The organism is Pseudomonas sp. H3_A02, from assembly GCF_054671965.1.
The window spans coordinates 3988578-4000371 of the sequence record NZ_CP162807.1 but is presented as its reverse complement, the minus strand read 5'-3'; the positions used below and the strand labels follow the sequence as shown (position 1 = coordinate 4000371).

General features: G+C 62.4%; 7 protein-coding genes. 5 read left to right on the top strand and 2 right to left on the bottom strand.

Translation table 11 applies throughout. The features are described from left to right. Positions 1 to 9: 9 nt before the first annotated feature. Together AB4N80_RS17780 and AB4N80_RS17775 are read left to right on the top strand one after the other, a co-directional pair. Entirely contained in the window at positions 10 to 546 is a 537-nt protein-coding gene (locus AB4N80_RS17780; protein ID WP_122565667.1) for a toxin-antitoxin system YwqK family antitoxin, read from the top strand. An 816-nt stretch (positions 547 to 1362) separates the two neighbouring features. Beyond that, the gene (locus AB4N80_RS17775) at positions 1363 to 2316 is read left to right on the top strand and encodes an MBL fold metallo-hydrolase (RefSeq protein ID WP_354337075.1); all 954 of its coding nucleotides are present in this window, start codon (positions 1363 to 1365) and stop codon (positions 2314 to 2316) included. Positions 2317 to 2371: 55 nt separating this feature from the next. On the opposite strand, the gene AB4N80_RS17770 is transcribed toward AB4N80_RS17775, so the two are convergent. Together AB4N80_RS17770 and AB4N80_RS17765 are read right to left on the bottom strand one after the other, a co-directional pair. Beyond that, positions 2372 to 3793 carry a diaminobutyrate--2-oxoglutarate transaminase gene (locus AB4N80_RS17770; protein ID WP_354337076.1) on the bottom strand — a complete coding sequence of 474 codons (1422 nt, stop codon included), beginning with the start codon at positions 3791 to 3793 and terminating at the stop codon, positions 2372 to 2374. Between the two features lie 108 nt (positions 3794 to 3901). Further along, positions 3902 to 5965 carry a TonB-dependent receptor gene (locus tag AB4N80_RS17765; protein WP_305467293.1) on the bottom strand — a complete coding sequence of 688 codons (2064 nt, stop codon included), beginning with the start codon at positions 5963 to 5965 and terminating at the stop codon, positions 3902 to 3904. A 247-nt stretch (positions 5966 to 6212) separates the two neighbouring features. On the opposite strand from AB4N80_RS17765, the gene AB4N80_RS17760 reads away from it, so the two are divergent. The 3 genes from AB4N80_RS17760 to AB4N80_RS17750 are packed head-to-tail and all read left to right on the top strand — an operon-like array spanning position 6213 to position 11690. Further along, positions 6213 to 7190: a TauD/TfdA family dioxygenase gene (locus tag AB4N80_RS17760; protein WP_305467295.1), complete on the top strand. Its 978-nt coding sequence runs from the start codon at positions 6213 to 6215 to the stop codon at positions 7188 to 7190. A 7-nt stretch (positions 7191 to 7197) separates the two neighbouring features. Beyond that, positions 7198 to 10626 carry a condensation domain-containing protein gene (locus AB4N80_RS17755; protein WP_460078104.1) on the top strand — a complete coding sequence of 1143 codons (3429 nt, stop codon included), beginning with the start codon at positions 7198 to 7200 and terminating at the stop codon, positions 10624 to 10626. A gap of 17 nt (positions 10627 to 10643) precedes the next feature. Further along, positions 10644 to 11690, top strand: a complete 1047-nt coding sequence (locus AB4N80_RS17750) for a TauD/TfdA family dioxygenase (RefSeq protein WP_460078103.1) — start codon at positions 10644 to 10646, stop codon at positions 11688 to 11690. Positions 11691 to 11794: the final 104 nt, after the last annotated feature.

Below are 11794 nucleotides of genomic sequence, written 5' to 3'. Positions count from 1 at the left end.
GGCACAACGATGACCACGAAAAGACTGGATGTGGAACGTGGTGACAGTCGGCTGGACGGGGAACTGGTCGATGGCCGGCTCGACGGCCCACTGCAGATCGAAGAAGCGCAACGCCCGCAAGCAAAACTCAACTACAGCCAAGGTGAACTGCAAGGCACCAGCACGTTGTATCACCCCAATGGCAAGGTCTCGGCGGTCTTGCCGTTCGTGAAGGGCAAATTACAGGGCGTGGCGAGCTTCTACGCGGCCGAAGGCGGCCTGCAACGCCAGGCCACCTACCGCCGCGGGTTGTTGCACGGTGAGGCGAACAACTACTTCCCCGACGGGCAACTGGCCGAAGCCGAGGTCTATCGCGACGGCGTGCGCGACGGTCGCTACCGCCGCCTGCACCCCAACGGCAACCCGGCGGTAGAAGCCCGCTACCTCAACGGCCAACTGCTGGAACCGCCCCACGCCTACGCCGAAGACGGCCGCCCACTGGACGCCGAGGGTAAACCGATCTCCCGGCTGCGTTGGTGGTTCAGGCGCTGGAATGACCCCGCTTAAGCATGCCCCCAGCTTTTCTGTGGGAGCGAGCTTGCTCGCGAAAGCGGTGTGTCAGCTTGCATTGATGTTGACGGTGCCGCCGCCATCGCGAGCAAGCTCGCTCCCACAATGGCCCTGTGCTGAATGCAAAACACCTGAACACCCCAGATCCCCTGTGGGAGCGAGCTTGCTCGCGAAAGCGGTGTGTCAACTTGCATTGATGTTGACGGTGCCGCCGCCATCGCGAGCAAGCTCGCTCCCACAATGGCCCTGCGTTGAATGCAAAACGCCTGAACACCCCAGATCCCCTGTGGGAGCGAGCTTGCTCGCGAAAGCGGTGTGTCAACTTGCATTGATGTTGACGGTGCCGCCGCCATCGCGAGCAAGCTCGCTCCCACAATGGCCCTGTGCTGAATGCAAAACACCTGAACACCCCAGATCCCCTATGGGAGCGAGCTTGCTCGCGAAAGCGGTGTGTCAGCTTGCATTGATGTTGACGGTGCCGCCGCCATCGCGAGCAAGCTCGCTCCCACAATGGCCCTGCGTTGAATGCAAAACGCCTGAACACCCCAGATCCCCTGTGGGAGCGAGCTTGCTCGCGATGGCGGTGCGTCAGTTTGCATAGATGGTGCCTGTGCCACCGTCTCCCCGGCTCACTGAAATGCCCATACCTTTTGCTGGGGTCAATCACGCTAAAGCGCCTGCGCAACATACCCACGTATGGTATCGAACGCGGTCCGGCGCGATGCAGACTCATTCTCCAGGCGATCCCTACTCTCTCATGTCGAGCGAGGCGGCTTTCGCCAAGTCCCTGAGCCAAGCCATCGGAGAACGACCATGACCACCCATTTGAACACCCCTGCTGCAAAGGATGGAATGCATCCGGATTCAAACATGAACGTGCACGCGACTGCGTACGAGGAGTTGGTCCCTTCGCGTTATGCGCTGAAGATTGGTGAGATCGACGTGCTGGTGGTCAGCGATGGGGTATTGCCGCTGCCGACCTCGACGATGTCCACCAATGCCGACCCAGCCGCCCGCGCGGCTTGGTTCAAGGACATGTTCCTGGGCCCGGACGCCTTCGATTGGGCGCTGAACGTGCTGGTGGTGCGCAGCGGCGAACAAACCATACTGGTGGATGCCGGGCTTGGCGGCCAGTTCCCCGGTTTCCCACGGGCCGGGCAGTTCCCCAAGCGCCTGGCTGCCGCCGGTATCGATCTCGCCTCGGTGACCGACGTGGTGATTACCCACATGCACATGGACCACATTGGCGGGCTGCTGGTCGATGAGGTGAAGCACCGGCTGCGTCCGGACGTACGGATCCATGTCGCGGCGATCGAGGTAGCGTTTTGGGCGGCGCCGGATTTCTCCCACACCGTCATGCCCTCGCCGGTACCGGACGTGCTGCGCGCCACCGCCGAGCAATTCATGCACGAGTACCACGACAAACTGTGCACATTCGAGGAAACCTACGAGGTCGCGCCGGGCGTGGTCGTCAAGCGCACCGGCGGCCATACCCCGGGGCACAGCGTGGTCCACGTGACCTGCGGCGAGGAGCGGTTGACGTTCGCCGGCGATGCCTTGTTCCCGGTCGCCTTCGACCACCCCGACTGGCACAACGGCTTTGAACATGATCCTGAAGAATCGGTCCGCGTTCGGGTCCGCCTGATGCGAGAAGCGGCGGCGTCCGGTGAGCTGCTGGTCGCCACTCACCTGCCGTTCCCCTCCGTTGGCCGAGTGGCGGTCGACGGTGACGCCTTTCGCTGGGTTGCGGCCTATTGGGACTACTGATTGCGCTTCGAGGCGGGGCCAGCGTCCAAACCGGACGCCGGTCCTAACCCGATGATCAGCGTGCGGGTCGCTCGTTGATCGTGCTCGCGGCCTGGAACAGGATTTTCCCGACGAAATCGATTTCCCGCTCGGTGATGATCAACGGCGGCAGGAAGCGCACGGTCGCGCCGTGGCGGCCGCCCAGTTCAACGATCAGTCCGTGCTTCAGGCACGCCTGTTGGAAAGCCTTGGCCCGGGCCGTGTCCACCGGCGGATGACCCTGTACATCAGGGGTGCCCTGCGGGTCGACGATTTCCATGCCGAGCATCAGGCCACGTCCACGCACATCGCCGATCCAGGCGAACTCGTTTTGCAGTGCCTGCAATTGCTTTTGCAGGTGAGCCCCCACCGTTTCGGCGTGCTGGACCAAGCCTTGATCGCGGATGAAGCGCAAGGTCGCGGTACCCGCCGCCATCGCCAACTGATTGCCACGGAACGTGCCGGCGTGGGCACCCGGCTGCCAGACGTCCAGCGACTCGTGGTAGACCATCACCGACAGCGGCAACCCGCCGCCAATGGCTTTGGACAGGGTGATGACATCCGGGGTGATGCCCGATTGCTCGAAGCCGAACATCCGGCCGCTGCGGGCAATGCCGCACTGGATCTCGTCGACGATCAGCGGAATGCTGTGGGCCTGGGTCAACCGGCGCAGCTCCTGCAGCCAACGGTCCGGCGCGGCAATCACTCCGCCCTCGCCCTGGATCGGCTCCAGGATCATCGCCGCCGGTGCGGTCACCCCGCTTTCCGGGTCGTTGAGCAAATGTTCGAGGTAACGCACGTTCAACGTGACCGCTTGATCGCCGGCCACCCCGAACGGGCAACGATAATCGTGAGGGAACGGCAGGCGCTGTACCCCGGGCATCAACGCGCCCAGGGCATTTTTCGGCGACAGGTTGCCGCTGATGGCCAGCGTGCCCAGGGTCATCCCGTGATAGGCCCCTTCGAACGCCAGGACCGAATGCCGCCCGGTGGCGGTACGGGTCAACTTGAGCGCGGCCTCGACCGCATCAGCTCCACTCGGGCCGCAGAATTGAATGCGTGCGTGACGAGCGAACTCGCTGGGCAGGCACGCGAAAATTTCCTGGACGAAGGCGTCCTTCACAGGTGTCATGAGGTCCAGGGTATGCATCGGCACACCGGCCGCCATGACCTGGGTGATGGCTTCGACGATCACCGGGTGGTTGTGCCCCAGGGCCAGGGTTCCAGCACCGGCCAGGCAATCGACGAACACTTGCCCTCGGCTGTCCTGCACATAAATGCCATGGGCCCTTTCAAGCACCAGAGGAATGCGTCGCGGGTAACTGCGGGCGTTGGACTCCTGCTGTTGCTGACGCTCCAGCAGCGGCGTCGAGTCGAGGCAGTAAGGGCTCGACAGACCGGTGTGCAACAGGCGTAGCTGTTGCGCGCCACCTGCTGTGACATTCGAAAAAGCACTCATGATTTCCTCCATGGAGGCTGGGTTTGGAAGGGAACGAACAGCCTGGAAACAAACATCCGAAATGTTGCAGGACAGGCGCGGGGAGATTGCCTCCCCGCGCCCATGGGTTTACATGTCGTAGCGCAGGATCATCCCCACCGTGCGCGGTGCGCCAACGTCGATGATGTCGTCGTTGCGGTTGTTGGTGACGTATTCCTTGTCGAACGCGTTCTTCACGTAGGCGGATACCGCGACGTTCTTGGTGACTTTGTACTCGGTGTTGAAATTCACCAGCACATAGGCGTCGCTCTTACGTTCACCAGTGACTTTGCCGCTTGCGTCGAACTCGTACTCCGAAGGCGCGGTGCTCTGATAGACAATGTCCGTGCCGAAGATCAGGCGATCGTCGAAGCGATAGACACCACCCACCGAGGCCTTGTATTTAGGCGCGTAGAGGAACGCCTCGCCGCTTCTGTCCTGACCATTGTCAGCAACGAAATCCTTGTATTTGCTATCGGTAATGGCGCCACCGACATTCAGGGTCAGCTGTTCGGTGATGTCTTTTTCGACGAAGACTTCCAGGCCCTTGATGTCACTGCGACCAGCGTTGTAGATATCAATGACGTTGCTACCGGCTTGGCGCACGCTGACCTGCTGATCTTTCCAATCCGTGTAATACAGGTTGGCGCGAGTACGCAGGGTCTTGTCGAAGAACGAACCACGATAGGACAGCTCGTAGTTGGTGGTGTATTCCGGGTCGTAGGCTTGGTGACCGCTACCGGAACGCAGGTTGACACCGCCACCGCGATAGCCCTTCTGCACCGTGAAACCGAGGTACTGGTCCGTTGCCAGTTCGTAGTCGATGCCGAGCTTCGGCAGTACGGCATCAAACGACTTTTTGATTTTCTCAGGAACGAAGCGGCCGTCTGCCTCAATGTCGGTATCGTTGGTCTCGTGGTCGTAACGCAGGCCGGTGATCAACGTCCAACGCGGCGCGAACGTCCAGTTGACTTCACCGAACACCGCCTTGTTTTCAATCTTGGTATCACCTTTGACGGTACGAACCAGCACGTCATCGAACAACAACCGGTCGTGGAAGGCGTTGGTGTTATGGCCATAGTAGGCACCGACGAAACTCTTCACCGTGTCCGAGTCGTAATTCAGACGCAACTCCTGACTGAACAGGTTACCGTCCTGCTTACGCAGAACGACCTCGTTGTCCACCGCTGTCTGGTCAAAGTCCAAACGGTTGCTGTAGTCCGTGCTGGTATTGGCGGTCATGCTCGTCAGCGACCAGGCATCGTTCAGGCGGTAATCCACCTTGGCGCTGAGGGTGTCCTGCTTGAGGTTGTCGAAGGCCTCGGTATTGGACGCGATGTCGTAATAGCTCGGCTTGCCATCGGCGCCGCGCATCGTCGAGCGGTCACCCTGGCGATGTTCGTTATGGGCATAAGTCAGCAAGACGTCAGTGTCGTCATTGGGCAGGATCAGCAATTTACCGCGGGCGTTGCTGGTGCGATGCGGGTTGGCGTCTTTATCGAGCGTGGTGTTGCGGATGTAGCCGTCACCGTCGGAATAATCCACGGCGATACGACCGGCGATCTTGTCATCCACAATGGCCCCGCCACCGGCCACGGCCGCGCCGTGTTCACCGTAGTTGCCCACGTTGGTCTGCGCCGAGAAGCTCGGTTCGAACGTTGGGTTCTTGGTTCGGATAACCACCGCGCCGGCCAGGGAGTTACGGCCTTGGGTGGTGGATTGCGGGCCCAGGAAAACCTCGACCTGCTCGGCATCCCAGAGCGGGACCGGGCTGAGGGTCAGCGCGCGGTTCGGCTGCACGGCACCGTCGACATACACCGACACCGCACCGTTGAGGGCCGCAGGGCCCTGGTCGTCGAAACCGGACACCGGCACGCCACGAATACCCCAGTTCTCATTGCCGGCCTGGCTATAGACGCCGGGCGTGCGGGCAAACACATCCACCAGGTCCTTGTCGCCGTGCTCACGCAGGTTCTTGTCGGTGACGACCACGACGCTGGACTGGGTCTTATCAAGGGTACGGTCGATCTTTTCACCGGTTACGGTGATTGGAGCGATCTCCATCTTGCCGGCTTCTTCAGCCGCCCAAGCACCGTTGCTCAGGCCGATGGCCGACCCTACAGCCAACGCAATTGTGTTCTTTTTGAAATTCACGCCCCGCTCCCCTGCGACAGATATTTTTGGTTTTTTGAGCTGGCCGAAGGCTGTTTGGCGCCAGCGGAGCGGAGTCTAATCCAAAAAAAAAATTAAATAAATAGTATTGATAATCCATCTCATTTGTACCTAGTATGTCGTCTTGTATTGCCTTACATACATTACAGACGAGTCCTACATCGCTGACCGCTGCCTTGCTTTCATGGTCGTGTGACTGGTCGAAGACGCTATAAGAGGATGCACAAGGATGACCTCAATCGAACACCTGAACGGGCGTTCCGAGCTTTTTTCAATGGCGCCCACGGATGCAAGCGCCCAATCGCTACCCGTGCTGGTGCAGGGGACGTCGGGACAGTCGATCCATGACCTGGACGCTTCGATTCGCGACAGCCTGGCCCAGGTCCTGACTACGGTGGGCGGCGTGTTGTTCCGTGGCTTCACCGTCGCCACCCCCATCGACTTCAAGCGCTTCGCCGCCAGCTTCGGCGCGCCGCTGGCCAGCTACGAATTCGGCTCCACGCCGCGCAGCAAAGTCTTCGCCGGGGTCTATAGCTCCACCGAGTACCCGGCCCATCAATTCATTCCGCTGCACAACGAACAGGCCTACACCCGCCCCTGGCCTTCGCGCATCTGGTTCCACTGCATCAAGGCCAGCGAAACCGGCGGCGAAACCCCGATTGCCGACAGCCGCCTGATCTACCAGCGCATGCCTGCCGAGATCCGCGAGCTGTTTGCCAGCCGCGAGCTGCTTTATGTACGCAACTACAGCGGCGCCCTGGACCTGCCCTGGGAAAAAGTCTTCAACACTCAGGACCGTGCCGAGGTCGAACGCTACTGCCAGGACAACGACATCGAGTGGGAATGGAAAGCCGATGGCGACCTGCGCACCCGCCAGCGTTGCGCCGCCGTGCAGCAGCATCCCGAAACCGGTGAGTGGGTCTGGTTCAACCAGGCGCACCTGTTCCATGTCTCGGCCATCGAACCCAGCGTACGCGCCAGCCTGCTGGCGGCGGTGGGCGAAGAGAACCTGCCGCGCCATGTCTATTTCGGCGACGGCTCGCCGATTGCCGACGACATGCTCGACACCGTGCGCGAGGTCTACCGCGAGACGGCCATCAGTTTTCCCTGGCAGCCCGGCGATATCCTGATGCTCGACAACCGACTGGTGGCACACGGTCGCAATCCTTTCACCGGTGACCGCAAAGTCATCGTGGCCATGGCGTGAATTGCACATGTTTTCTTTCGAACACTGGATCGACGTGCTGGAAGCCAACGCCCAGCACTTCCCTCTGCGTGCTGCCCTGCATTTTCTGCCGGACGGCGTAGAGATCGGCGAAACCCTGACTTTTGCCCAGTTGCACGAACAATCCCGCTCCTTGGCGGCCGCGCTGCAAGCGCGTTATGCCCCGGGTGATCGCGTGCTGTTGATGCTGCCCAGCAGCCTCGACTACGCCCGCGCGTTTTGTGCCTGCCTGTATGCCGGCCTGATCGCGGTGCCGTTGTTCCCGCCACCGTCACGTAAACCGCGTCACCTCGACCGCGTCCGCAACGTGGTGGTGGATGCCGAACCGGCGCTGATTTTCGCCCCGGCGGATTATCGCGAAGGTTTGCTGGAACTGGTGGAGGGCCGGGTCGATGTGCTGACCGTCCAGGACCTGGGCACGCCACCGGCCAGCCAGTGGCAGCGTCCGGCCATCGATGGCTCAACGGTGGCCTTCCTGCAATACACCTCGGGCTCTACCGGCTCGCCAAAAGGCGTCGAGGTGCGTCAGCGCAACCTGATCGCCAACGTCGAACTGATGCGCCAGGCCTACGCCTTCGACGAGCACGGCGCCATGGTCAACTGGCTGCCGCTGTACCACGACATGGGCCTGATCGGCGGTATGCTGGCCCCGCTCTACAGCGGCATGCCGTGCTACCTGATGGCCTCCCAGACCTTCGTCAATGCGCCGTCGACCTGGTTGCAAGCGTTGAGTCGCTACCGCGCCACCGCCAGTTTCGCCCCCAACTTCGCCTATGCCCTGTGCAACCGCGTGGTCAGCGACAACCTGATCGCGCAGCTCGACCTGAGCGCCTGGAAACACGCCATCAACGGCGCCGAACCGATCCACCCCGGCACCCTGGAAGCCTTCGCCCAGCGCTTTGCCGCCTGTGGCCTGAACCCGTTGGCCATCAGCCCCGGTTATGGCCAGGCCGAAGCGACCCTGTGTGTCAGCGCCACACCGGCCGACGCGCTGCCGGTGGTGCTGCGCCTGGACAAGGCCGTGCTGGAAACCGGCCGCGTGGCGCTGGCGGCGACCGATGCCGCCGCCGTGGAGTTCGTCGCCTGTGGTTACCCGCAAGCCTTGCACAGCATCGCCATCGTCGACCCACAGACCTTCGAGCAATGCGCCGCCGATCGCATCGGCGAAGTCTGGCTCAAAGGCCCGAGCAACGCCGAATCCTACTGGAAGAATCCCGAAGCCACTCGCGAAGCCTTTGAAGCCCGGATTGCCGGCTCATCGGAACATTACCTGCGCTCCGGCGACCTGGGCTTCATGCACCAAGGCCAGGTCGTCATCTGCGGACGGCTCAAGGACCTGTTGATTCTCAATGGGCGAAACCTCTACCCCCACGACATCGAATTCGCCATTACCGACGCCGAGCCGGGCATCCGCACCGGGCGCATCGCCGCCTTCTCGGAAATGGACCCGGCACTGGGCCGCGAGAAGCTTGTGATTGTCGCCGAGCCGCAACGCAAGTTCGTCGACCCGGCGCATCACCCGGCGCTGTTCGCCTCGATGCAAAACGCCGTGCGCGAAGCCGCCGACTGCGGCATCGACCAGATCGTGCTGGTGCAAGCCGGCACCATCCCGATGACCACCAGCGGCAAGATCGCCCGTCAAGGCGCACGTAAACAGCTGGCCGCAGGCACGTTGAGCATCATCGCCCAGAGCGGTGGAACGCTCGCCTCGAACGGCGAAGCCCTTGACCTTGCCGAGTTCAAGCGCCTGGCGACCGAAACGTCGCAACAGGCCCAAGCGGCCTGCCGCCAATGGCTGGAACAGACGCTGCGCGAGGTCAACCCGTATTTTTCCGCCGACTTCGACCTCAGCCTGATCGGCCAGGGCCTTGATTCCATCGGCGTGGCCGACTTTGCCGCGCGCCTGCACAAGGACCTGGGCTGGAACCTCGATACCCAAAGCCTGTTCGGGGACACCACCCTCGGGCAATGGGCACTGGCCCTGCAAAGCTTCCTGAATGAGGCGGTGCCGACGGCCGAGGCTTCGACCGAGCAGGCCAACCTCAGCCAGGGGCATCAATCGTTCGCCCAGCGTCGCCTGTGGTTCCTGCGCCAACTGAACCCGGACGACACCCGTCATAACCTGGTGCTGCACCTGCGCCTGCAAGGTCCGCTGGACATCGAGACGCTGACCCTGCGGTTAAACACGCTGGTCGAGCGGCATGGCGTGTTGCGCACGGTGTACCGCGATGGTGTCGATGGCCCGCAACAACAGGTATTGCCGGCCACAGCGGTAGCGCTGGTCCATCATGATTTGCGTGAGCACAATGAAGCCCAGCAACAACAAGCGCTGAGCCAACGCTTGGCCGACGAACACGCCACCCCGGTCGATCTGCAAGCCGGCCCGCTGCTGCGGGCACAGTTGCTCAGCCGTCCTGACCAACAGCATGACCTGCTGCTGACCCTGCACCACATCGCCTTCGACGGGCGCTCGGCGCAACTATTGTTGGCGGAACTGGCGGGGTCGGCGGACGCCGCGCTCCCAGGGCAATACCTCGATTTCGCTCAATGGGAGGCCCGGCACTGGAGCGAACAGCGGATCGCCACCGAGCAGGACTTCTGGCGCGGACACCTGGCCGGCCTGCCCCAAACCTTGGAACTGGGTGGCAGCGGCCAGGCCCCGGGCGAGCACAGCCTGGACTTCAACGTGCCCCAGGCCAGCTGCGAACAGTTGGCAGCGTTGGCCCGCGAGCAAGGCATGACCTTGTTCATGCTGTTGCTGGCCAGTTACCAACTGGTGCTCAAGCAACTGGGCGGCCAGCAGCAGTTCCTGCTGGGTACCGACGTCAGCGGCCGGCCACTGGCAGAGCACAACGACGTCATCGGTTTCTTCGTCAACCAGTTGACCCTGCGCTGCGACCTGCGCGGCGAACCGACCGTGGCCGGTTTCCTGGAGCGGGTTCGCGATGAAGCGCGCCTGGTCTATGCCCATCAAGGCCTGCCTTTCGACCTGGTGGTCTCGGCTCTGGCGCCGCAGCGCCGGCCCGGTCACTCGCCGCTGTTCCAGGTCAAGCTCAACTATCAACCGTCACGGGTGGCGCCGACCGCCATCGCCGGCGCGCAGTTGAGCGCGCTGGACGTGGCCCAGGCACCGGGGGATTTCCACCTGGTGCTCGACCTCGTGCACGGCAGCGATGGCCTCGCCGCGACCCTCAAGTATCGCGGCGAATACTTCGACCAGGGCCGAGCCTTGCGTCTGCAACACCTGTGGACGTGCCTGCTGGAACAACTACACACGCTGCTGGACGAGCCGTTGCCGGCGCTGGCCGAGCGCATCGACAGCTGGGACCAAGCCTTTGCCCGTGAGCGACAACAGTCCCAGGCGCTGGCCGGTCGCAGCCAGATGATGCAAGCCAAACGTCGCTCCTTGTCCCTTTAACCGAGTCGGATGCAATTATGTCTATCGTGCCCCCATCGCCACGCGCCCTCGGTGCAGTGCGTCGCAAAGCCATGAACGTCTCGGAACAACAGTTGGTGACCGAGCGCCTGCTCAGCCCGGACCACGCCCTGCCCCTGGTGATCGAACCCGCGGTCAGTGGTGTCGATCTGGTCGCCTGGGCGGCCCGGGAACGCGAGTCGTTGGAAAAGAAACTGCTGCAATACGGCGCCCTGTTGTTTCGCGGCTTCAACGTCGCGTCCGTGGAACAATTCGACCAGGTGATCACCGCCCTCTCCCCCGGCGCGCTGGAATACATGTTCCGCGCCTCGCCCCGGACCCGGGTCGGCGGCAACATCTACACCTCGACCGACTACCCGGCCGACCAGATGATTTTTCCCCACAACGAACACTCCTACTCGCCGCGCTTCCCGCTGCGACTGTTCTTCTACTGCCAACTGCCGTCCGAGACCGGTGGTGAAACACCCATTGGCTCGACCCGCGCCGTGAAGGCCAGGATCAGCCCGCAGATCGAAGCGCGGTTCCGGGAAAAAGGCGTGCTGTACGTGCGCAACTACGGCGACGGTTTCGGCCTGCCGTGGCAGACCGTGTTCCAGTCCGAGGACCGTGGCGAAGTGGAAGCCTACTGCGCCAGCGTCGGCATCGAAGTGGAATGGAAAGACAACAATCGCCTGCGCACCCGCCAACGCGGGCCGGCCGTGGTGCGCCACCCGCGCACCGGCGAAGAGGTCTGGTTCAACCACGCCACGTTCTTCCACATCAGCACCCTGCCCGGGCGGATCCGCGATTCTCTGCAAAGCAACTTCAACGACCTCGACCTGCCCACCAACACTTTTTATGGCGACGGCGAACCCATCGAACCGCAGGTCCTGGAATCGCTACGCGCGGCCTACCTCGACTCGCTGGTGCGGTTTAGCTGGCAACAGGGGGACGTGTTGTTCATCGACAACATGCTCGCTGTGCACGGTCGTGAACCCTTCACCGGCAAGCGCGCCATCATGACCGGCATGGCCGAAGCCCTGCTGTCGAGCGACGTTGCCGTCTGACATTCAACGAGGCCACCCGCCGTTCGCAGGAGGCTTGCCCGACCCCTGTCCAGCAAGCCCGGCGTCTGTGCGGTGATCAGGCTCAAGCCCTTTTCCAGTCGAGA

Excerpts from the sequence above, each read along its gene's own strand:
- AB4N80_RS17760 (WP_305467295.1), top strand. The coding sequence starts at position 6,213 with ATGACCTCAATCGAACACCTGAACGGGCGTTCCGAGCTTTTTTCAATG.
- AB4N80_RS17770 (WP_354337076.1), bottom strand. The coding sequence starts at position 3,793 with ATGAGTGCTTTTTCGAATGTCACAGCAGGTGGCGCGCAACAGCTACGC.
- AB4N80_RS17775 (WP_354337075.1), top strand. The coding sequence starts at position 1,363 with ATGACCACCCATTTGAACACCCCTGCTGCAAAGGATGGAATGCATCCG.
- AB4N80_RS17755 (WP_460078104.1), top strand. The coding sequence starts at position 7,198 with ATGTTTTCTTTCGAACACTGGATCGACGTGCTGGAAGCCAACGCCCAG.
- AB4N80_RS17750 (WP_460078103.1), top strand. The coding sequence starts at position 10,644 with ATGTCTATCGTGCCCCCATCGCCACGCGCCCTCGGTGCAGTGCGTCGC.
- AB4N80_RS17780 (WP_122565667.1), top strand. The coding sequence starts at position 10 with ATGACCACGAAAAGACTGGATGTGGAACGTGGTGACAGTCGGCTGGAC.